We start from the raw sequence: 20,456 nt of genomic DNA, 5'->3' as shown, positions 1-20,456 counted from the left end.
CTCCTTTAATTATTCATAGAAGTATTTTGCGATTTCAGTTAGGGCTGTTTCTGCGTTAATGATCGAAGTTACACCGAACACACTGTAATCTAAAATCTGGATTTTGTCGTTTTTATAAGCGGACAGCTTCGTCCAAGTTTCATTTTTCTCTATTTCTTTTTTAAATTTGTCCTTGGTCGCTCCGTGGTCACCTGAGGCCAATACGAGAATAACGTCAGGATCAGCGGCTACGACGTTTTCCATGTTTATAGGAGAGTAAGTATCTGTAACTTTAAGTACAGAAGTAGCGATATTATCAGCGCCAAGCTTCTTAACCAAGCTACCCAGATAAGATTTCTCACTCATAACCATGAAGGAATCAGCGGTTCCAATAACGAGCATCACGCTCGGCAGTTCTTTTCCTTCGGCTAATTTACTTAGCTCATTCTCTTTATCCAAAATCTTACTCAAAGCCGTATTCATTTCATCTTTTTTATTAAAATAAGTGCCTAATACTTTAAGGCTAAGCTTTAAATCCTCAAAGGATTCTGTGCGTAGATATGCTTTTTGCAAGTCAATGCCTTCCAGTGTCTTATCCAGCGTGCTTCGAAGCGATTCTGCCCCCAGCAGCAAGTCTGGCTCAAGCTTTGTTACTACTTCAAGATCCGGTGCCATTGGCGAGCCAATTTTATCTATCGATTCAAAGTCAGCAGGGATTGGATTGGTGGAGGTTGGCACCCCAACTGGTGTGATTCCAAGCAAATAGAGCATTTCTGTTAATGGGACAGATGTAGTTACAATTCGCTGTGGAGCTGTGGCTGGAAACTGGCTTAATGCTTCATTGAACAATGCTTCATCTACACCATCATTCTCCAGACTGTACACCTTTCCAGCATCCGCTGTTTTCGCTGCTTCTGTTGCATTCGCTGCATTTGCTTCTTTCGTTTCATTAGCAGCTGTATTCGTTACAGCTTCATTCTTGGTTTGATTGTCCGCTGTATTGGTGGACGAACATGCAGTCATTGCAGTAAGCGCTGCAACCACCAGAAGTACTAATAATTTCTTCAAAATCTATCCCTCCGAGTATGTATAATTATACGTTTCATGTAGTGATAATGATTTTCATTTTCATCTACCATTCCTATGATAATGGTTATCATTGAGAAGTGTCAAGAATTTTATTTAAATTTTAAGCCAGCAAAAACGCCTTAAACATCCCAATTAAAAAGGACAACCTTTCTTGTAGATAAATAGGAATTCAGTATTGAATGAAGTTTTCACTTTTTTTAAATTAACAAAAAAACCACATCTAAAGGACGTGGTCAATATGCATAATAAACCTAAATATTTAATTATAGAATGGAGTGAATCTTCACTTATTTCTCTTCTCGTTCTTCTTCCGTTAGCCCTGGACATACATAACACTTCTCGCCATACTCACGGCAATAATAGAGGCAGCAGGAGGAACGTAACACTAGTCGCTCTCCTGCATGATACGGTAATTCAAGGATCATCTATTGCTCTCTTCTTCACTCTGAATAACTAGTTGATACTCCACTTTTGCTTTGTCTTGTTCAAACAAACATAGCTTACCACGACGCAGATTATTTCTGCCACTACATAAAGAAAGCCATAAGCCGATATTACCCAATATTAAAGGAAGGATAAAGAAATTCCCTATCAACAAGACATATCGTAAAATCGCCAAAATCGCGGATGTTCTAGGATTGTTAATAGCTGTATACAAAGCGTTAATAATAATATTGGCCCCCACAAAGATAAAATTAAAGCTATAAAATGTGATGATCTCACTGGATGTATTCATGACCTGAAGATTGTCTTTTACAAAAAGAGAAATAAAGGGAGATTAAAAAATAATCAGTATTACAGTACAAACCACACCAACCAATGTAACTATTCTAATGGCCACGGCTATCAGTTCTGATACACAACTATCGAGACCTTGCGGCATTATGACCGAATCGACCTGCTGAAGCCTGCAAAAGTAGATCCCTCCTCTGGTTATCGCTATTATTCAGATAAAGAGCTAATTTATCTGGATGTCATTAACTTCTGCAAAAAAAAGAATATGCCACTTCATAAGATTAAAGATGTTTTTACGAATGATAATCTTGATTATATGATTAGTTTTCTAAAAACAAAGGAAGAGGAAATAGAACAGGAAATTAAGCAGCTCAAAAAGACGAAATTACAACTTGGAATTTTACGAGAACAATACGAAAACCATGCTTATTTATCTGATGTTCCCCTATCCTCTACCCATTTTTCAACCAAAGTCTCGGGACAAAGAGCAATCGTCAAAATTCCGTCACTACAGAAACCCAGCCTCGAAAGTTTCCATCAACTGCAGAATGCATTGAATCAACAGCTTGGAGATGAGCCAAAAGATGCATTTGCTTTTGATCTACCAAAAGGAACTTATCTCAATGGTTATTGCTCAGAGCAGCAGAGAATGGAAACGATGCAGAATATCACTGCGTATGCTAAAGCCGAATATACGGAGATTCCATTCGTCATCCAGTCAGTAATTTTCACCGGAATGTTTCAGTGGGTTTATGAGATTCAAGTATTGTTAAAATCTGCATGATCTATTCCTAGTTTCGTAGATTCGTAGATTCGTACCCACTGGATCAGTGGTGCATATAATGCACTTGTGAGGTGATCCATTAATAAATGAGCCGACAATTGTGGCTAGAGCAATACAATTCAAGAATCCATAGGGCGCTAAGAAAAAGAATTCAACACTCCCAAGTCCGTCGCGGTACATCCGCTAAAATCCCTATCATTATTAAATTCAAACAAAAAATGACCCCGGCACAGCTGAAGTCATTACAAAAACATCTAGAATCACACGACTTTCCTATCAAACATCATCTTCCTATACTAAATTCTGTATCATCACTAGTTTCGATGAACTGTCTGAAACAGATGTGCAGTTGGCATGGAATCGATAAAATCTATGTAGACGGAATTAAAAAGACATCACTTTATATAGCGACACCATCCATCGGTTCTACATCCGTCCAAAAGAAACAGGGACTTACCGGAAAAGGAATCAACATTGCCATTCTTGACACAGGAGTGTATAGACACCCTGATCTGATTCAGCCCTGTAACCGTATCGTAGCTTTTAAAGATTTTATCAATCACAGAAAACTTCCCTACGACGATAACGGTCATGGAACACATATCGCAGGCGATGCGGCAGGCAACGGATGGATGAGCAAAGGAAAATACAAAAGCCCTGCTCCAGAGGCAGGGGTCGTCGGTGTTAAAGTACTCGATAAAAATGGTGACGGATATGACTCCACGATTATTAAAGGAATCGAGTGGTGTATTGCGAATCGAAAGCGACTAAAACTACGTATCCTTTCGATGTCATTAGGGGGTACGGTAAATTCACCTTGTTCTGACGATCCGCTGTGCCAAGCCGTAGAAAAAGCAATAAAGGCTGGACTCACTGTTGTGATTGCAGCTGGAAATAGCGGCCCTGGACGCAGGACGATAGAATCTCCTGGTATTAGTCCTTCTGCAATTACCGTAGGTGCAGTGGATGATCGCCGCACGCTCACACAAAAGGACGACCGGATTACTTCATATTCAAGCCGCGGACCTGCACCTGGAGGGCGAAAGAAACCAGACCTCGTAGCTCCTGGCGAGACCATTATTTCTCTTCGTGCGCCTCACTCCAAGCTAGATCGCGAGCTTCCTTACTTGCGGATCGCTAAAAATTATTTTGTACTGTCCGGTACCAGCGTCTCAACCCCAATAGTCTCCGGTGTGATCGCTCAATTGTTGCAGAGAAATCCATCTCTATCCCCTAAGCAAGTAAAATGCATACTGAAAAAGAACATATTCACTCTTAAACTAAAACCTAACACAGCCGGCTCTGGTGAGATTAATGCGAGATTCTTATTGTGATTTTGCTTCCTTCTTTAAAGCTGTGATAACAGAAACTGACAACACTTCAGTAAATTTACCCATAGGCTCAATTTCTAATAAAGAAGATTTCAAATCCGCTTCAAATTGTTCTAAGTGATCTCCAAATAAACGCTTTGAAGCATAGGATGTGGAATACAAATTTCCAAGAATAGAATCCACCGTCCATGTCACTGAATAACTCGGTAAAATCAATCTTTCCACATCCTTAAAACTAGATCGCGCAACAATATCCTCATGTCTTTCTTTAGGATGAGTATAGATGCTGTCTCCTGCTATTCTTTCGTTACCTAACCAGCGTTTTACTACTTCATTTACCTTAAGCTGCCAAGATAATGGCTCATGCCCTACATTAAAAGTATCAATAATCGCTAATCCACCATTATCGATCAAACTATGATGTAGAATTTCAAGAAGGGCTGTCCTATCCATCCAATGAAAGGCTTTGGCCAGGATGGTAAGACGGAAGGAACCCCAGTCGTTCTGCAACTCTTCTGCTCTACCAAGTATCCAACTAACGTTATCTACCCTATGGAGTGTTGATAGACGATTAGCCTCTTCCAACATTTCACTTTCCGTATCTACACCTATCATTTCTTCAAACCAATCACTAAATCTTAGTCCCAGCTGACCCGTACCACACCCTAAATCAAGCAGACGGCCTTCTCCGTTAAGCGAAAACTTCTGAATTAAGTACCGAATAAGGGATGAAGGATACTGCGGCCGATATTCTGAATAGTACACTGCCGTACCTTTAAATAAATCCGGACCATATCCATTCATAGATTCACCCTTCTCTTGTTTTCTAATAGGACAAAATCATAGCAGACATCCAACTAAAATAAAAGGCAGTTCGGTTTGACCGAACTGCCTTTTATTTATGCTGATACGGCAATTCGCTGGATTTGGGCTCAAAGGATCAAAAAATCCACATAGAAATGATTGACAAATAAGTCCATTACATATATGGTTAATTACATAACTAACTAACCAATGAACATGGCGGTGAATACATGGGAAGCTTAATGGATGATACTCGACCAATATTTATGCAGATCGCCGAACGCATAGAAAATGACATCATCGAAGAAACACTCCTGGAGGAATCACAGGTTCCTTCTACAAATCAATTTGCTGTTTTTTACCAGATCAATCCGGCTACGGCTGCGAAAGGTGTGAATTTGCTTGTCGACCAAGGAATTTTATACAAAAAGCGAGGTATCGGCATGTTTGTAGCTTCTGGAGCGCGCACAGTATTGATGGAAAAGAGAAAAGAACAATTTTATGAGCAATATGTTGTAACTATGATCCGTGAAGCAGAGAAATTAGGAATTACGTTGGATCAATTAACGAAGATGATTCAGAGGGGAGATAATCGGTCATGAATGAAGTCGTTGAGATCAAGGGACTGACCAAGTCGTACGGAAAGGTAACCGTCATCCAAGACATTAATTTTTCTTTAGAAAAGAACAAAATCTATGGTCTGCTTGGCAGAAATGGTGCGGGGAAAACAACAATCATGCACATGATTACAGCACAGTTATTTGCTACAAGTGGTGATCTGAAGGTGTTCGGGGAACATCCCTACGAGAATAACCGCGTACTCAATCAGATTTGCTTCATTAAGGAAAGCCAAAAGTACCCAGATACGTACCGTATTATCGATGTTCTAGAGGTTTCTGCGTTATTTTTCCCTAACTTTGATCGGGACTATGCCCACTCTTTAATCAAAGACTTCAATCTACCCTTAAAAAGAAGAATAAAGAAGCTGTCCAGAGGTATGCTCTCGGCGGTGGGTATTGTAGTAGGTCTAGCTAGCCGAGCTCCCCTAACTATATTTGACGAGCCCTATTTAGGTCTGGATGCTGTGGCTAGAAGCCTGTTTTACAATCGATTAATTGAGGATTATTCAGAATATCCACGAACAGTTGTCTTGTCTACCCATTTAATTGATGAGGTAAGCCAGCTGTTAGAGCATGTCATTGTTATCGACAACGGTAAGCTGATTATCAATGAGGACGCTGAAGCGCTTCGCGGGCGAGCCGCTAAGGTGATCGGTGCGACTGCGAAGGTGGAAGATTTAATCTCCGGTAAAGAGGTTATCTCTCGTGAATCCTTTGGCGGATTACTTTCTGCCACTGTTATTGGCTTAAACTCAACAGATCTAACACGCGCTGAGATGCTAGGTCTGGAGATCTCCCCTATCTCTTTACAACAGTTAATTGTTCATCTCACAAATAGAAGATCTCAAGGAAAGGAAGTGGCAGCACAATGAACCATATGACAGGGATATTAAAAATGCACTACAAGGATAAATGGTTTTGGTTATTTATGCCTTGGATCATATTATTGTCCAGTTTTCTCGTCAATCTCGTCATAGCTTGTTTCATGCAAGAACCAATGTATACCGGTGGCCTAGTCTCTATCTTTATTTATATGTTTGTCATAGGTATCATCATTTTGGTTCAGACCTTCCCCTTTGCCTTGGGCTTAAGCATACGGAGGACAGATTATTTCTTCGGCACCTCCTTAATGGCCGTTATAACAAGTGCCGGCTTCTCACTTCTTCTGTTCCTGCTATCTATTGTAGAAACCAAATTAACACCTGGATGGGGTGTGCAGCTACATTATTTTCATATGCCATACTTGAATGACGGTACTGTCCTAGAGCAGCTGTGGATCTATTTCGTGATCATGTTGCATATGTTTTATTGGGGATTTGTTATCTCCAGTATCTTCCGCAGATTCGGCAGAAGTGGCCTATTCATTTTCGCAGCAGTCATGTTTATTGTGTACAGCGTCGCTGGATTGTTAATGACGTATTATCATTGGTGGGGAGATCTATTTAATTGGTTCGTTAGCCATACCGCATTTGAAATTGCCTTGTGGAGCATGCCTTTGACGGTCTTGTATGCACTCTTATCGTTTCGGATGCTTCGGAAGTCTACAGTATAAGGCACTGCCTCGAATATCTAAACATTATAGGAGGTACTGTATGGATTATGTGAGGGATTACGCCATGTATGCTTCTATATTCGGTATGTTTAGTTTTAGTTGGTTTGGTTGGGCACAAGAAAATCCCAGATCCAGCTGGCGAAAATATATTGGCATAGCTTCTGGTGTATCCCTTCTCATCTGCTTGATTGGTGTCTATTTAAGTGTGACGAACTGGGATGCTCCCTCCGTATTAAATGACAAGACCTCTTTTGATAATTATCTAATTTCTGTCTATGTTGAATTATTTTTGGCTGGCGCTGGAGCTTCTATATTGATGAAATGTAAGTATAATGATTACGTTGCTCCTTGGATTTCTTTTATAGTAGGGATTCATTTTATTGGCTTAAAAAGTGTGTTTAACGATTTCAGTTTATACCTTTTAGCAGCACTTCTTGTTGCAATCTCTATCGTATCACTATTCATATCTAAAAAACTTAAGGTCGCAAACAGTGCAATTACAGGCATTGGTGCTGGGACAGTTTTGTTCGCCTTCGCTTTATTAGGGTTAATTCGATATTTATTAAGCTAAGTCATACCATGATCATCAGAACTTTCATGAACCATCCGCTCACATCTCAGAATCAAAATGATATACCTTTATTCACCCATACCCTTCACCGAACTAGAGAAAGCCTGCAAATGATCAGCTTTTTGTACATGATATCTTCCTCATTAAGTTCAAAAACTGAGAATGTACAGGTATATCCTCACGGATGGCTCGAAGATTTCTTCTGAAGTAAGAATTAATGCAAATTTGCAGAAATCAAGGTGTTAGCCACCCCCGTATTATTTATAAATGTAATTTTGTAGGCTGAGGCGACTATGGGAATTTCCGGGGGCAATTCTGGTGCATATATGCCTCACTTTCTACTTTTTCTCAGTCTCAATCACGGATATAGGGAATTCCTCCCTTTAAATTTACGCTTTTGTCCATAAATCGATGGATATAGGGAAAACCTCCCTTTAATTCATTGGATTTTATCGTATTTGGGGTTTTATCCGAATTTATAGGGAGTAATTCCTTATACTCATTGAAAATAACTGAATTCTAATAATTATAGGGAGAAATTCCCTATAATCTTGAATTCTCCTTTAATAAATCCAACTCCAATGCTCCCTGACTTTCCCTCAGATACATACCTATTTATATACCTGTATGTTCACTGTATTATACAAAACTCTTATGAACCTAGGCTCCATCCAGAATGAAAATGTTATTCCCTTATCTAGGGTTACTGGTTAGTCAACCTTATATTCACAAAAAAGAAACTCCCTTGATTTCTCAAGGGAGTTTCTAGTGATGCGGTCGAGAGGACTCGAACCTCCACAGTATTGCTACCACACGGACCTGAACCGTGCGCGTCTGCCAATTCCGCCACGACCGCACATCATAATGACTACATATCAATCTTGCGGTCACAAGAAATATCATATCATGCTGAGATTAAAGCGTCAATATATTTTATAGATTTTCTTGTCGATCATTATTTTATGGATAATTATTGCTTTTACTTCCGATTATAAGGTATAATGAGAACAAAAGTTCGCATAATATAAATGAGGTGATTTATAATGGCGACTACGAAGTTAAAGACATCCATTGTTGATGAAGATATTACTAAAGAAGAACTGTCCCTTGTCAGAAGCTATTTGCTGCTAACGTTTATTCATAAAGTTTTCGAGCGTGACTGCCGTGTAATCAGCAAGAGCGGCCTGTTTAAGACCCCTCAGCTTTATATGGAGCTCGTGTCTGGTGCCACTAAGAAAACCTCATTAATGCTCCAAGAGGTTACGCGCGAATTGAGTTCGCATGATCTGAAGATCACAACCGTTCGCCAAGATCAACGAGGAGTTGAGGCCTTGTACTCCTGTAGAGGATATCAAGGTGAACTGAATATATTATGGCCAGGATTCCGTAGAGAGATGATGCTGCGAATGCGTGCATATCTGGGACTGTCCACAGAGCTCTCTATACTCTCCAGAGAAGAAAGTGACACCCAGCTAGCTCTAAGTATATAATCCGTCAGAGGCATAGATGTTAGCAGAACAGCTCCCCACCCAATTTGGGTAAGGAGCTGTTCTGCTGCGGAAACTATATATTATCAAGTTCTTTCCTTGGTTCGCTGAAGGGTTGGAATAAATAATTCCGATCTAGCTTTACTACTCGTCTATTCTGACGACGTATCATTACCTGCGAATCATCCCAAGCCAGAACAATCCCTTTTACATCGTTACTTTCTATGCCATCCCGGACCACACGAATTTTCTCGCCGGAAATTCGGTACGCATCCAATTGTTCATCGCTAATCATCATGAATCCCTCCCTCTGTATAGCTTATCCTATTTTCATTAAGAAAAAAGACCCAAATGAAAAATCATCTGGGCCTCGTATAAGTAATTGACCAATTGCATGTCTACTAAAGCATTCTTATATCAGCGCTTCATTCTTCTCGAACCAGAAATCAAGAACTTTAGCGGACATCACACGTTGCTCCAGATACTCCACTTGGTTTGTAGTGAATTTCTCCCTCCAAGGGAAGGAAAGTTCCTCACATAAACCTTTAATTGTCAGAAGCTCTGACCAAGCTACATAGCGTTTGTACCAAAAAAACTGAGGATGTTCAATCATATAGGGATACAGATCGTCGAATTCCGTGTGTTTGCAATCCAGCGCACGCTCGAAGTGATCCTTGGCCTCGGTTAATTTATCAATAAAAAATTGCTCAGTCACCGGTTCTTTCCCCATTGTGACGCCTCCTCCCTATGTCTGATTTTATTATAAAGGAAAATCTATAGGGTGAAAAGCAGTTGTTTGAAAAATAGGCCTGTTTAGGCCTGTTCTTATCTCTAAAACGGGTTATTCCCCAAATTCAATGGTGCCACCACTCAGAGAAGTAATTCTTACGAGTGACTCCAGTCGGATGCCTTGTTCTTTGATTGTCCGAGCTCCAGCCTGAAAGCTTTTTTCCACTACAACGCCAAGACCTACCAGCTCAGCGCCAGAGCGCTCGATGATCTTAATCAATCCACGTGCAGCATCACCATTAGCAATGATATCATCGATAAAGAGGATTTTATCCTCTGGAGAGATGAATTGCCGAGACAACATAATGTCGGTGACAATACCTTTCGTAAAAGAAGGAACTCTTTCACAAAGTGCGTCCGGATCTGCTAACAGTGTTTTTTTGCGACGTGCAAAAACTAACGGCACCTTTAACTCATATGCGGTGGCAAATGCCACGGCAATGCCCGAGGATTCCACGGTCACAATACGTGTAATTCCGCAGTCCGCAAACCTCCCGGCAAACTCCCGTCCCATTTCCATCGTAAGCTGTGGATCTACCTGATGATTCAACAGTGCATCCAGCTTCAGCACTTCATCTGAAACGACGACACCTTCCTCCAAAATCCGCTGTTTCAACACTTCCATGACTTTGAACCTCCAATACCCTTTATAATCGCAGACGTTCCGTACAAATGAATCACGGAAGTCATGTCCTACTGATCCTCATCATAACCTGTACTATACAGAGTACACAAGGCAATCCTGCATAGCACGCATTATGATTTTTCTTTTGTTCTTAAAACTATTAGGAGGGGAGCCATGAAATCACATGTCCGAACATTACAGATCGCATTCACTTACATTGGCACCATTGTAGGAGCCGGATTCGCCACCGGACAAGAAATATTAAAATTCTTCACTCGTTACGGACACTGGGCAGTCCTGACCATCCTGCTCTCTACTATACTGTTCATATGGCTGGGTACGAAAATGATGGTCATCGCTCGGCGCATAGAAGCAGAGTCTTATGAAGACTTTAACCGACACCTCTTCGGCGACCAAGTCGGAAGCACCATTAGTTTGTTCACGATGGTCATCTTAATCGGTGTCAACAGTATTATGCTTGCAGGCGCGGGCGCTATATTTCAAGAGCATCTTGGACTTCATTATCAAACAGGGCTAATACTGACGCTGGTTGGTTCTTATTTTCTGCTTAAACGGGGAATTTCCGGTATTCTGCAAATGAACAGTCTGATCGTCCCATTAATGCTTACGCTGTCACTCATCATTATTTTTAATACCTTTCAAATTCCAGGAGCTCAGCGGTTCTTATTCCTAGAAACAGATCGGACTATATTTGGCGCTTGGATGTCGCCGCTGCTCTACACCGCCTTCAATCTAGGTATGGCTCAAGCCGTATTAGTGCCCATGGCGCGACATACTGATGAAGAAAAATCGCTTGTCTGGGGCGGTATTATTGGTGGTGCCGGAATCGGCTTTATGTTGATCGCCGCACATTTCGCGATGAGCTCACAGATGCCGGGTATTCTCCAATTTGAAATCCCTATGGGCAACATAGCTATCCGGTTGGGTACTGTAGTACAAACTATATATTTGCTTCTGATCTTTTGTGAGATCTTCAGTACGTTTGTAGCCGACATTTATGGTGTTACTATGCAGCTTAAACAACGAATTCCTGTTAAACCCACATTAATTACGCCGATTCTAATGTTGGTCTGTTATTTACTGAGCCAGTTTGGCTTTAGCTCACTTCTCTCCATCTTCTACCCGATCTTCGGAGCTTTGTCGATGGTCTGGGCTGTCATGCTACTACGTACGCCATGGTCTACCCCACCACGTAGCGATTCCTCATCGGGTTCGAACGGAAAAGGGAACAGCCTTGTATCCATAAAACCAGTTACACGGAAATAACTGCTGCTGTTGGAATGATTCGTGCTGCCGCTTCCGCCACATGCTTGTGACAGGTCATCATCACAATCTGGCGGGAGACCGACAGTTCACCAAGCAGTGAAAGCGCAGCATGAAGACGAGCCTCGTCAAAATTGACGAATAGATCATCGAACAGCAGTGGCAGCGTTACTTGCCGAGACATCGTCTCAGCAAGTGCCAAGCGGATGGAAAGGTACAACTGTTCTGCCGTCCCACGGCTGAGCAGACCGCTGTCCAGCAGTCCAGCATCTTTGTGTTCCGCTTTTAGTTCTTTATGACCTAGAGTCATAACTACTCTCTTGTATTCCCCTTCGGTCAGCTTGGAGAAATAGTCAGATGCAAGCAAAAGTACCTGCGGTTGCTTCTCCTGTTCATAAATACGGCGGGTTCTTCCAATTAATTCAGCAGTTAATGCAGCTACCGCATACTTATCAGCCACGATTCGCAGAGCAGCTCTCTGCTCTTCCAATTGCTGAATAACAGAGTCCTCCATACAGCGTTCTTTCAAATACTCCCTTTCCTGTAGCAGCTTCCCTCGTTGCTCCAGCAGGGTGTTCCACATTTCTTCCTCCCGTTCAGCTAGCTCTTCTGCTGCTGTTCGCTCTTTCTGGAGTGCTGAGGCATCATGATGAGCTAATAATACTTGCAGAGCGGTAACTCGCTCTTCCTCCCAGCCTCCAAACATAGCAAGCTCCCACTGGCGAATGGATTTATTCAGCTCACTACGCCGCTGTACACCAGCCGATCTGCGTAGGAAATCCTCACCACCAATTGCTCCGCCTTCATGCAGCAATTGGTCACGCTGTTCTCTAAGTTCATCTAATACCCTATGGCTCTCTTTAAGCTCTTCCAGTAGTTCTTGTAACCGGGAATGAATACCTTCCCGCCGAATCAGATCCTTTTTCAGCTCATCCCAAGCTCTTTTTCGAAGTTCCAGCCAGCTTAGTAAAGTTAGTGCAGATCGTCGCTGTCCATCCTGCGGATCCATCTCAAAGCTAGTTGCCGCCACGCCAGACTCGTCCAGAGGATCGGTACCTGAGTCATGAATAAGAGCAAGCAGTTCCTCCTCGAACACAGTACACTCCTCTTCAAGCTCCTTCAGTCGTAAAGAGAGCTTATGCTCTTGGCGCAGCAGTTCGTTCCCCTGCTCCACCATAGCGAAGATATCCGTCAGCCCTTCCGGGGACAAGCCTTCGGGCAATCTGCGCTCACGCAGCCATTCTTCATATTGCTCAGCGGTTTGCGTGAAAGCCAGCTCCGCTCGGCTCATTTCTTCCTCGAGCACCTTCTCTTGCGCTGCCAGCGTCTCCAGCTCTGTGCGGCAGGCATCCCGCTCGGCGGCATAGCGTTCAATGCGCTGCCGCCAAGCTGACCAAGCCTCCATGAGCCTGCGAAGCTCCCTCATGGAGGCCTCCAGCCCGCCTGCGTCAGGGCTGGACCCCGGGGCGGCCGATCGCCGCCCCGGCATAGTGCTCTCCGGCTCCGCACCGGAGAGCAGCTGCCCCCGCAGCCGCAGCATCTCGGCTGCGGCAGTGCCCACGTCCCCGCCATGCCCTGGCGGGGATGCTTCCGGCCGGCGCGCTCCGCTGAGGCCGGCCCAAAGGGCCAGATCGGCCGCGCCAAGCAGGCCGATCGCAAGCACGGCGCTGACCGGCGGTGCACCGGTCAGCCACAGCGCTGTGGGCAGCAGCACGGTTAGTGCTGCCCCAGCCCACAGCAGACGCCGGTAGAGCGCGGCCATGCGCTGTGCGCCAGGGCCGTCACTTCCGGCGCCGGGGCCGCGCTGCGGCCCTGCGCTGAGCTGCGCTTCGCGCCAGCGCTCGGCCGCCTGCTGCAGCTCGTCCCACAGCTGCAGCAATTCTCTAGCGCTGCGCGGAGCCAGCTGCGCAAAGGATTCGGCGCCGGTGGCGTGTTCACGCGCCAGCGCCCGTTCCGCTGCCTGCAGCGAAGCTGAGGCAGCGGCCAAGCGGGATCGAAGCGTCTGCCGCGCTGCGCCCTCCGCTTCCATGCGGCGATCATAACTCGCGAACGCCGCCGCAAACCTCCGTCCAGCTTCACGATCCGCCGCTGCACCCGAAAATGCAGTCAGCTCTGCCGCGCTCCAGCTGACATCAATGCCTCGCAGAATTCGCTGCAAATGCTCTTTCAGCGCGGTCAATTCACCTTCTAGCCGCTGTCTTTCCGCTCGCAGGTTCTCATAGCTGCTCCGATGACGGTCCAGCCGCTCCAGGGCAGGCCCTTGCGCTGTTAACAACGAATCCGGCGGATTCTGCGCCAGCTCAGCCGTAAGCTCACTTTGCAGACGTTCATCACGAGTTACTGCTCCCTGGGCATTCCGAATCTCACCTTCAAGTGCCTGATAGCGAATCGCTCCATCTTCAGGAAAGGTTGTAATCACTGGCAGGTCCTGCAGTTCGAGCTGCGCATCGCTCCATTTTAACCACAATTCACGAACATCCTGAGCTTTGCGAAGCATCACAAGCTTGTCTCCAGTAAGCTTACGTTGTTGTTCCAGTTGATCCAGCTCAGATTCCGTAACCTTTAAGGCAGCTATATTACCGTTATAGCGCGGAAGATAAGAGCGGCTCTCCGCCATCTGGCGCTCTAGTTTCTCAATAGCCTGAACGATTTTAGCAGCTTCCTGCAGCTTGCCCCGAGGTTTATACAGCTTCTCAGCTTCCTGTACCAATCGACGTTCCGCCCGCATGATCGTTCCTCCACCGCCCATACCCGCGTGAAAGAGAAAGCTGCCCATCTCTTCTGATTGAAGCGCAGCAAGCTCCTGCAGCTCATCGAGAGAAACCGCGAACAATTGATGGAACATGCTCCGAGAGATACCACCAAGCAGAAGCCGCTCCATTTCAGCTTGCCCTAGCTCTTGCGTGGTTCCATTCGGATGGTTAACCGTGATGTTCAGCTTCTCATTTCTTCCTGAGCCCTCACCACCAGCTGTATGGCGACGAATGGTCCACAGGGCACCATTACTATCACGTGCCTTTAGTATTCCCCCATGTAATCCGCCTTGCATAGGTTCATACCTCTCCGTAGGGTTACCACGACTTGGAATTCCGAACAGCATGGAACGAATAAACTGTAACGTAGTGCTTTTTCCTGCTTCATTCCGTCCATAGAGTATAGTAACTCCTTCCGATAGATCAATCTCTCGGTTATACAAACGTCCGAAGCCATGGATTTGCAAATGTTCAATTCTCATCTTCGGGAGCACCCTCCATTCCACCGAGCAGGGTAATCCCCTGTTCCGCTGCACTACGAAGCCAACTTAACTTCTCCTCTTGACTTGTCCCCGAGAGCAGCTGTCGCAGCTCCTGGTTCTCCATGAGCGGCTTAAGCGCACTGTTTATTAATTCTTCAAGCGCTTCTGCTGAATGTTCCGTACGCTCTGTAATTCGCAGCATTTCTCCAAGAAAGCTATCCTCCTCTAATAACCTTTCCCGGTCAATAGCTAACCCGGACTCTACAGCAAATCCTTCCACCCAGACAAGTCCCTTATAATCCTTACGTTCCGCCCGAATCGTCTCACGGCGCTGGAGTTCAGACAGCAGATCCTCTGCCGCTCCTTTTTCTGCTAATACTTTATGTACGTCCCCCCGTCCGATCAGACGAAGTCTGACCACTGACATCAGCTCCGGGAGTTCCTCTCTGATATCGTCAATCACCTGCTCTACCCTTTGTATCCATTCTGCTTCATTACTCAATCCCTCAATGGACAGATCCCGTACCTGCCAGCGAACATAATCAAGCTCATGAAACTCTAACAGTGTACTTCCAGCTTCATCAACATCCACAACATAACAACCTTTTGCTCCGGTTTCCTTGATGCTGCGCCCTTGTATATTGCCTGGATACACAATCGCTGGTTTCTCATGCAATACACTTCGTTTATGGATATGTCCAAGTGCCCAATAATCAAACCCCCGTTCGATAAGGTCCCTACGACTGCATGGAGAATACGTCTCGTGCAGCAAATCACCGTCTACATTCCCATGCAGCATAGCAATATGAAACAGAAGGCTGCCAGGCTTTCGAGAAAAGGTCACTGCAGTGTTGTCCGTCACTTTCGCTGTCGGATAGGAGATTCCACTAACAATAGCCACTTCTTGTCCATCTTTTCGTCGGTAAGCCGTAGCGAGATCTGGCTTCTCTCCTCCAAACACGGTAACATGCTTTGGCATTTCTGTAGTCAGACGCAATCCGTCAAGTGGATCATGGTTGCCATGGATCAGAAACACGTGTATTCCTTGCTGACCCAGTTCCTTGAGTGCTTCCTGAAATCGTAGCTGACCCTGTAAGGAAGCGTCAGAAACATCGTACACATCTCCACTGATGACAATAAAATCAACGTTCTCTTGGATGGCAACGCGGACAAGCCGCCCGAGGGCGGCGAAGGTTGACTCACGTAAATAAGAACGAATGGCTGGCGAAATATGCGCCAGCCCAGCAAAACGGCTATCCAGATGTAAGTCAGCAGCATGTAGAAATCGAAATGGAATCATAGCTGCTCACCCTTTCGTTCCTGAGGGATACTGTAAGTATGTTTTTTTAAGTTCATTCGCGACACGAGTCAGCGAATACAAGCTTTTCGCTTTATCCCAAGCTGAACGAGAAAGCTCGTAACGATAAGCCGGATCGGAGATCACCTTCTCTAAAGCGTCAGCAAGAGCAATCTCATCATCCGGACTGACCAGCAAACCATTCACACCATCTTCAATCTGCTCTGGTATCCCGCCGACATTCGTCCCCACTAAAGCCAGGCAGCTAAGCGCCGCTTCTGCAAACACCGATCCGAAGGCTTCGGCCCGAGAAGGCAGCACGAAAATATCAAAGAATGGCATAAATTCTTCTGGATGAAGGGTGTATCCATAAAAAATCGTTTCATTATAAATCCCTAATTGTTTAGCCATATTTTCCAAATCCGTACGGGAAGGCCCATCACCAATAATATGCAGGACATACTCATGGCCGCGATCTTTAAGCTCAGCACAGGCCTTAAGTAAAGTATCAATGCCTTTGGCTGGAACTAGGCGCGTCACAGTTACTAGCTGCGGTACAGCATTGTCATGCGGAACTGGCTTAAACCTTTTTTCATCAAAACCATTCGGTATTACTCCTATATTAGAAGGATCTAGAATATAAGGTGCCACATACTCTGCAAAAGCTTGTGACACGGTCATTAAGCGATCACTAACATGCTCAAGTTCACGATAAAGCGAAACAAGAAACTGATGCTCAAGCCCACCCTCAGAAATAGCTCCATTAAGAATCAGCTCTCGCTCATAACTCGAGTGTAAGGTTTGAATTAACGGAGTATCTGGAAATATTTTTTTCATCGCTAAACCAGCAATTGGATGATGGGAATGGATTAGATCATAGGCCTTGCTCATTCGCAGTTTAGTCCACCATAGATAATCACGATAGGTCTGAATATATTTCTGAACGATCTGACTTTCCCCAAACTGGGTCCAATCAAAGGTCTCGAATATGACTTCTTCATGTCCCTTGTTGCGAATCCGCTTAGGTAACCAAAACAAATCCATTTCCCAGCGGCTTGAACGGAACCTCTCCTGAAGATAAGGGATCATGGATGATACACCACCGGGTTGCTCCGGCGGGAAGAAGAGCGCTTGCAGCAAATTCATATGGTACATCCCCTTTACAATTGCCTTACGTACAGTAAGACTTGGCAATTATGATATAGTTGTGTATATGTAGAATTTCAGGTACGATTACGTTCCCCATACCTTGATTTTATCGGTATAAACATGAAACAGCAACTAAGAAAAAGGAGAATGAACTATGAAGGAAGAACAGCTGCCTGCCTCTTACACCGCATATATACAAGAAATGCTGGGGGAAGAGGCAAATGCTTTTCTAGAAAGTTATTCAGCACCACGAACGCAGGGACTTCGTTTTAATCCACTGAAAAGTATCTCTGATGCAGGTCAAGTCGCAGTAGAGCGCACAGTCTCACAATTTGATTTAAAACCTATCCCATGGTGCCCTGATGGTTATTATTATGAAGAACCCGCTCGCCCAGGTCGACACCCTTACCATGCTGCTGGACTATATTATATTCAGGAGCCTTCCGCAATGTCCGCAGCTGAAATGCTGGCACCTAAACCCGGTGAAACCGTTCTCGACCTTGCAGCAGCCCCTGGGGGTAAAACTACGCATATCGCTGGTTTAATGCAAGGACAAGGCCTCTTAATCTCTAATGAAATTCATCCAGAGCGCGCAAAAATCCTTGCAGAGAACGTAGAACGTTTAGGCATAATGAATACCCTCGTAACCTGTGCAACGCCAGAACAGCTGTCTTCGCGCTTCCCGCAAGTTTTTGATCGAATTATGTTAGACGCACCTTGCTCAGGAGAAGGCATGTTCCGAAAAGACCCAAAAGCCGTTCAAGAGTGGTCTCCTGATCATGTGGTTATGTGTGCAGCGAGACAATGGGACATTCTGCAAGACGCCTACCTGATGCTTAAGCCTGGGGGGACTCTAGCCTACTCTACTTGTACCTTTAACCGCCAAGAGAATGAAGAGACCATTTCCCGAATGACGGATCGATACCCCGATATGGAACTTCTTGCCCACAAGCGCCTTTGGCCACATTTAGAAAAAGGCGAAGGCCACTTTGTTGCACTCCTACGTAAACAAAGTGTCATCGAAAACGACGTTAATGATGATGCCAAACGCAGCACCAATAAACGTCGAGGCAAAAGCAACCTAAAAATTAATTCTTCCATTCGCGATGCGTATCAGTTATTCCAAGACTGGGCAGCGGTAGAACTGCCTGGTTTCTCATATCAAGGCGTCCCTCTGCTGTTCGGAGAATCCCTTTATTTGCTGCCTGAATCCTTTAAAGGCAACCTCCATACGGGGCTGCTGGATGGTTTGCGTATTCCACGAGCCGGGCTACATATTGCCCATTTGAAGAAAAATCGGATTGAGCCTGCTCACGCCCTTGCAATGGCGATTCAACACACACAAGTAACTCGTAGTTTTGATCTCAGTAGTGGGGGGCTGGAAATTCATGCTTGGCTCCGGGGCGAAAGCTTACCTGTGCCCGTGGAATTACATGGTTGGACACTTGTAACTTTAGATGGTTTGCCAATTAGTTGGGGCAAAGCGAGTGCAGGCCAACTTAAGAATCATCTTCCTAAAGGACTCCGCATCTTAAAAGCCCATATTGACGAGCAATAGGCCATTGACCAGTTCATCTAGTCCACTTTGGCATATGATGTCATTATCTCAGAAAGCTGCGACACCCGCTGCAGCAATGAGAATAAGTCATACGTTAAGGAGGAATATATCATGGGTGAATTTGGAGGAGGCTTCACTTCGACTGGTGCGATCTTGGTACTTTTTATCTTGCTTGTAATCATCTCCCGTTCGTTGTTCGTTTAATACCAACCCGACTAAATAGACGGTGAAATTAAAGCGGCTGTGTCGTCCTTTTTAGGGCGGTGCGGCCGCTTTATTTCTTTCCGATATAGCATCTCCATTTATTGTTCTCGTGAATATTCACCGTTTGAAAGCCGGATTGCCGAAATAACTGATCGATCTCATCATTTTTTGTATATTTTTTCATGTGATAATTGATTTTATAGATTTCGGAAATCATAACAAACGTTCCGCCTGCCTTCAGCACCCTAAACACTTCACTTATATCATGTTCAAGATCGGGCCAGAAATAATGCGTTTGAATAGCCGTAATCGTCCCGAAAAATCCATCGTTGAATGGTAACGCTGATACGTCTCCCCGACTAATCTTTACCCTACCCGCAGCTACAGCCTTATTGTTTTTTTGAATGGATGTCTCCACAGCTTGTTGTGAATAATCTATTCCGTAGATTTCCTGATGTTTATTTTGGTTTGAAAGCATATGTATAGTTTGACCGCCACCACAGCCTATGTCCAGAATAGGTGCGTTGTTTATAATCTGAATTTTTTAAAGCCCCCACGCTGTTATGCTAGTATGCGCCTGGTTCATGATCTTGATCATGATATTCCCCACAAACCCTCTCGGGTTCTTAGCTTGATCGATCAGCGTATTCAATAATCCCATATCTGTACCTCCCTATCAATTGCCCATACCAGCAGCCTGATCACTTGATATATGTTCCGTAAGATTTTCAGCTGTAACTAACCACTTATCTACTTGATACTCTATTTTATGAATACTAGTATATGAAGTCGGGAAATGGGCATTCTTATTCGTCCATGTTAGCCCTTTTAAAATATGGTATATAACATTGATTACGCCACCATGAGTGACCACAATTACATTTTCATTTGGATCAGTACTCTCCAGTTCAATACATAAATTTGAGAGACTTGAACTTATTCGCGTAAAAAACTCCTGAGGACTTTCTCCTCCTGGAAATCTTTCATCCATTCTTAAAGCCGAGAAATAAAGACCCGGGTATCGTTCATTTGCGATTTCATGGGGCATTCCAGCGATTACACCATTGTTTGTTTCTCTCCAATTTGAACTGCTTTCAACAGGCAAGCTAAGCTCTCGGGCGATCTCATTTGCTGTATCTAATGCACGTTGCAAATCACTACAAAGAATACGGGTAATGTTAAAGCTAGATTGATTTCCCTTAAGATAAGAACCAAGACGTTCGGCTTGCCTATAACCCTCTACTACAAGTCCGCGTTGACTCCACCCCCCACGAAAGCCCTCATCATCTATTCCATGCCTCATAAAATATATAGCCATTGAATGTATACCTCCAGATCAAAGATTGTTATACATTTCCATAAC

At 44.4% G+C, this 20,456-nt stretch carries 21 protein-coding genes and 1 tRNA gene; 10 read left to right on the top strand and 12 right to left on the bottom strand.

The window, feature by feature from the left end:
• Positions 1 to 9: 9 nt before the first annotated feature.
• Together ACN6KS_RS10600 and ACN6KS_RS10595 are read right to left on the bottom strand one after the other, a co-directional pair.
• Positions 10 to 1,047 carry an ABC transporter substrate-binding protein gene (locus tag ACN6KS_RS10600; protein ID WP_440961964.1) on the bottom strand — a complete coding sequence of 346 codons (1,038 nt, stop codon included), beginning with the start codon at positions 1,045 to 1,047 and terminating at the stop codon, positions 10 to 12.
• A 442-nt stretch (positions 1,048 to 1,489) separates the two neighbouring features.
• A complete protein-coding gene (locus ACN6KS_RS10595; protein WP_341134407.1) occupies positions 1,490 to 1,804 on the bottom strand; it encodes a hypothetical protein in 315 nt (104 codons plus the stop codon).
• Between the two features lie 138 nt (positions 1,805 to 1,942).
• Here ACN6KS_RS10595 and ACN6KS_RS10590 point away from each other — a divergent pair, with 138 nt between their 5' ends.
• Together ACN6KS_RS10590 and ACN6KS_RS10585 are read left to right on the top strand one after the other, a co-directional pair.
• A complete protein-coding gene (locus ACN6KS_RS10590) occupies positions 1,943 to 2,587 on the top strand; it encodes a MerR family transcriptional regulator (RefSeq protein ID WP_341134406.1) in 645 nt (214 codons plus the stop codon).
• Positions 2,588 to 2,673: 86 nt separating this feature from the next.
• Complete coding sequence (locus ACN6KS_RS10585) at positions 2,674 to 3,921, top strand: S8 family peptidase (protein WP_440961963.1); 1,248 nt, start codon at positions 2,674 to 2,676, stop codon at positions 3,919 to 3,921.
• On the opposite strand, the gene ACN6KS_RS10580 is transcribed toward ACN6KS_RS10585, so the two are convergent.
• Positions 3,913 to 4,722, bottom strand: a complete 810-nt coding sequence (locus ACN6KS_RS10580) for a class I SAM-dependent methyltransferase (RefSeq protein ID WP_094875040.1) — start codon at positions 4,720 to 4,722, stop codon at positions 3,913 to 3,915. The genes ACN6KS_RS10585 and ACN6KS_RS10580 overlap by 9 nt on opposite strands.
• A 230-nt stretch (positions 4,723 to 4,952) precedes the next feature.
• Between ACN6KS_RS10580 and ACN6KS_RS10575 the strand changes: the two genes are divergently transcribed.
• The 4 genes from ACN6KS_RS10575 to ACN6KS_RS10560 are packed head-to-tail and all read left to right on the top strand — an operon-like array spanning position 4,953 to position 7,465.
• Entirely contained in the window at positions 4,953 to 5,324 is a 372-nt protein-coding gene (locus tag ACN6KS_RS10575; RefSeq protein ID WP_042186911.1) for a GntR family transcriptional regulator, read from the top strand.
• The gene (locus ACN6KS_RS10570; protein ID WP_094869448.1) at positions 5,321 to 6,214 is read left to right on the top strand and encodes an ABC transporter ATP-binding protein; all 894 of its coding nucleotides are present in this window, start codon (positions 5,321 to 5,323) and stop codon (positions 6,212 to 6,214) included. The genes ACN6KS_RS10575 and ACN6KS_RS10570 overlap by 4 nt, the downstream gene beginning before the upstream one ends.
• On the top strand, positions 6,211 to 6,894 hold the full coding sequence (locus ACN6KS_RS10565) for a hypothetical protein (RefSeq protein ID WP_440961962.1): 684 nt from the start codon (positions 6,211 to 6,213) through the stop codon (positions 6,892 to 6,894). The genes ACN6KS_RS10570 and ACN6KS_RS10565 overlap by 4 nt, the downstream gene beginning before the upstream one ends.
• 40 nt (positions 6,895 to 6,934) lie before the next feature.
• A complete protein-coding gene (locus ACN6KS_RS10560; protein WP_094869450.1) occupies positions 6,935 to 7,465 on the top strand; it encodes a hypothetical protein in 531 nt (176 codons plus the stop codon).
• Positions 7,466 to 8,237: 772 nt separating this feature from the next.
• Here ACN6KS_RS10560 and ACN6KS_RS10555 read toward each other — a convergent pair.
• Positions 8,238 to 8,321: transfer RNA gene (locus ACN6KS_RS10555), tRNA-Leu, on the bottom strand.
• Between the two features lie 187 nt (positions 8,322 to 8,508).
• Here ACN6KS_RS10555 and ACN6KS_RS10550 point away from each other — a divergent pair.
• Positions 8,509 to 8,955 carry a hypothetical protein gene (locus ACN6KS_RS10550; protein WP_094874795.1) on the top strand — a complete coding sequence of 149 codons (447 nt, stop codon included), beginning with the start codon at positions 8,509 to 8,511 and terminating at the stop codon, positions 8,953 to 8,955.
• Between the two features lie 73 nt (positions 8,956 to 9,028).
• On the opposite strand, the gene ACN6KS_RS10545 is transcribed toward ACN6KS_RS10550, so the two are convergent.
• The 3 genes from ACN6KS_RS10545 to ACN6KS_RS10535 form a co-directional block, all read right to left on the bottom strand.
• Entirely contained in the window at positions 9,029 to 9,247 is a 219-nt protein-coding gene (locus tag ACN6KS_RS10545) for a hypothetical protein (RefSeq protein WP_094876126.1), read from the bottom strand.
• Positions 9,248 to 9,364: 117 nt separating this feature from the next.
• The gene (locus ACN6KS_RS10540; RefSeq protein WP_036689410.1) at positions 9,365 to 9,682 is read right to left on the bottom strand and encodes a hypothetical protein; all 318 of its coding nucleotides are present in this window, start codon (positions 9,680 to 9,682) and stop codon (positions 9,365 to 9,367) included.
• Between the two features lie 111 nt (positions 9,683 to 9,793).
• A complete protein-coding gene (locus ACN6KS_RS10535; protein ID WP_076283133.1) occupies positions 9,794 to 10,366 on the bottom strand; it encodes a xanthine phosphoribosyltransferase in 573 nt (190 codons plus the stop codon).
• Between the two features lie 174 nt (positions 10,367 to 10,540).
• Here ACN6KS_RS10535 and ACN6KS_RS10530 point away from each other — a divergent pair, with 174 nt between their 5' ends.
• Positions 10,541 to 11,653 carry a YkvI family membrane protein gene (locus tag ACN6KS_RS10530; protein ID WP_094874797.1) on the top strand — a complete coding sequence of 371 codons (1,113 nt, stop codon included), beginning with the start codon at positions 10,541 to 10,543 and terminating at the stop codon, positions 11,651 to 11,653.
• Here the strand turns inward: ACN6KS_RS10530 and ACN6KS_RS10525 are convergent.
• From ACN6KS_RS10525 to ACN6KS_RS10515, 3 genes are read right to left on the bottom strand one after another with little or no spacing between them, the layout of a single operon-like run.
• Positions 11,640 to 14,885 (bottom strand): AAA family ATPase, encoded by a 3,246-nt coding sequence (locus ACN6KS_RS10525; RefSeq protein ID WP_440961961.1) that lies wholly within the window; start codon positions 14,883 to 14,885, stop codon positions 11,640 to 11,642. The genes ACN6KS_RS10530 and ACN6KS_RS10525 overlap by 14 nt on opposite strands.
• Positions 14,875 to 16,185 carry a metallophosphoesterase family protein gene (locus ACN6KS_RS10520; protein ID WP_094876128.1) on the bottom strand — a complete coding sequence of 437 codons (1,311 nt, stop codon included), beginning with the start codon at positions 16,183 to 16,185 and terminating at the stop codon, positions 14,875 to 14,877. The genes ACN6KS_RS10525 and ACN6KS_RS10520 overlap by 11 nt, the downstream gene beginning before the upstream one ends.
• Before the next feature lie 6 nt (positions 16,186 to 16,191).
• On the bottom strand, positions 16,192 to 17,328 hold the full coding sequence (locus ACN6KS_RS10515; RefSeq protein WP_094872315.1) for a glycosyltransferase family 4 protein: 1,137 nt from the start codon (positions 17,326 to 17,328) through the stop codon (positions 16,192 to 16,194).
• Positions 17,329 to 17,485: 157 nt separating this feature from the next.
• Here ACN6KS_RS10515 and ACN6KS_RS10510 point away from each other — a divergent pair, with 157 nt between their 5' ends.
• Both ACN6KS_RS10510 and ACN6KS_RS10505 read left to right on the top strand, forming a co-directional pair.
• Positions 17,486 to 18,889: an RsmB/NOP family class I SAM-dependent RNA methyltransferase gene (locus ACN6KS_RS10510; RefSeq protein WP_440961960.1), complete on the top strand. Its 1,404-nt coding sequence runs from the start codon at positions 17,486 to 17,488 to the stop codon at positions 18,887 to 18,889.
• A 111-nt stretch (positions 18,890 to 19,000) separates the two neighbouring features.
• Positions 19,001 to 19,093 (top strand): YjcZ family sporulation protein, encoded by a 93-nt coding sequence (locus ACN6KS_RS10505; RefSeq protein ID WP_218832587.1) that lies wholly within the window; start codon positions 19,001 to 19,003, stop codon positions 19,091 to 19,093.
• A 70-nt stretch (positions 19,094 to 19,163) separates the two neighbouring features.
• Here the strand turns inward: ACN6KS_RS10505 and ACN6KS_RS10500 are convergent, their stop codons facing one another.
• On the bottom strand, positions 19,164 to 19,634 hold the full coding sequence (locus ACN6KS_RS10500; RefSeq protein WP_440962390.1) for a class I SAM-dependent methyltransferase: 471 nt from the start codon (positions 19,632 to 19,634) through the stop codon (positions 19,164 to 19,166).
• Positions 19,635 to 19,769: 135 nt separating this feature from the next.
• Entirely contained in the window at positions 19,770 to 20,411 is a 642-nt protein-coding gene (locus ACN6KS_RS10495; RefSeq protein ID WP_094872311.1) for a histidine phosphatase family protein, read from the bottom strand.
• Positions 20,412 to 20,456 lie beyond the last annotated feature (45 nt).

Origin of the sequence: Paenibacillus nitricinens (genome assembly GCF_052056485.1) — a bacterium.
Taxonomy (GTDB): Bacteria; Bacillota; Bacilli; order Paenibacillales; family Paenibacillaceae; genus Paenibacillus_AQ; species Paenibacillus_AQ nitricinens.
Note: the sequence above shows the minus strand (reverse complement) of the source record. Positions and strands in the feature narration are given on the sequence as shown.

What these genes read in the sequence shown, in the direction of transcription:
- ACN6KS_RS10575 (WP_042186911.1), top strand. Translation starts at nt 4,953, where the DNA reads ATGGGAAGCTTAATGGATGATACTCGACCAATATTTATGCAGATCGCC.
- ACN6KS_RS10505 (WP_218832587.1), top strand. Translation starts at nt 19,001, where the DNA reads ATGGGTGAATTTGGAGGAGGCTTCACTTCGACTGGTGCGATCTTGGTA.
- ACN6KS_RS10515 (WP_094872315.1), bottom strand. Translation starts at nt 17,328, where the DNA reads ATGAATTTGCTGCAAGCGCTCTTCTTCCCGCCGGAGCAACCCGGTGGT.
- ACN6KS_RS10495 (WP_094872311.1), bottom strand. Translation starts at nt 20,411, where the DNA reads ATGGCTATATATTTTATGAGGCATGGAATAGATGATGAGGGCTTTCGT.
- ACN6KS_RS10520 (WP_094876128.1), bottom strand. Translation starts at nt 16,185, where the DNA reads ATGATTCCATTTCGATTTCTACATGCTGCTGACTTACATCTGGATAGC.
- ACN6KS_RS10535 (WP_076283133.1), bottom strand. Translation starts at nt 10,366, where the DNA reads ATGGAAGTGTTGAAACAGCGGATTTTGGAGGAAGGTGTCGTCGTTTCA.
- ACN6KS_RS10560 (WP_094869450.1), top strand. Translation starts at nt 6,935, where the DNA reads ATGGATTATGTGAGGGATTACGCCATGTATGCTTCTATATTCGGTATG.
- ACN6KS_RS10580 (WP_094875040.1), bottom strand. Translation starts at nt 4,722, where the DNA reads ATGAATGGATATGGTCCGGATTTATTTAAAGGTACGGCAGTGTACTAT.
- ACN6KS_RS10570 (WP_094869448.1), top strand. Translation starts at nt 5,321, where the DNA reads ATGAATGAAGTCGTTGAGATCAAGGGACTGACCAAGTCGTACGGAAAG.
- ACN6KS_RS10565 (WP_440961962.1), top strand. Translation starts at nt 6,211, where the DNA reads ATGAACCATATGACAGGGATATTAAAAATGCACTACAAGGATAAATGG.
- ACN6KS_RS10525 (WP_440961961.1), bottom strand. Translation starts at nt 14,885, where the DNA reads ATGAGAATTGAACATTTGCAAATCCATGGCTTCGGACGTTTGTATAAC.
- ACN6KS_RS10530 (WP_094874797.1), top strand. Translation starts at nt 10,541, where the DNA reads ATGAAATCACATGTCCGAACATTACAGATCGCATTCACTTACATTGGC.
- ACN6KS_RS10550 (WP_094874795.1), top strand. Translation starts at nt 8,509, where the DNA reads ATGGCGACTACGAAGTTAAAGACATCCATTGTTGATGAAGATATTACT.
- ACN6KS_RS10585 (WP_440961963.1), top strand. Translation starts at nt 2,674, where the DNA reads ATGAGCCGACAATTGTGGCTAGAGCAATACAATTCAAGAATCCATAGG.
- ACN6KS_RS10595 (WP_341134407.1), bottom strand. Translation starts at nt 1,804, where the DNA reads ATGAATACATCCAGTGAGATCATCACATTTTATAGCTTTAATTTTATC.
- ACN6KS_RS10510 (WP_440961960.1), top strand. Translation starts at nt 17,486, where the DNA reads ATGAAGGAAGAACAGCTGCCTGCCTCTTACACCGCATATATACAAGAA.
- ACN6KS_RS10545 (WP_094876126.1), bottom strand. Translation starts at nt 9,247, where the DNA reads ATGATTAGCGATGAACAATTGGATGCGTACCGAATTTCCGGCGAGAAA.
- ACN6KS_RS10540 (WP_036689410.1), bottom strand. Translation starts at nt 9,682, where the DNA reads ATGGGGAAAGAACCGGTGACTGAGCAATTTTTTATTGATAAATTAACC.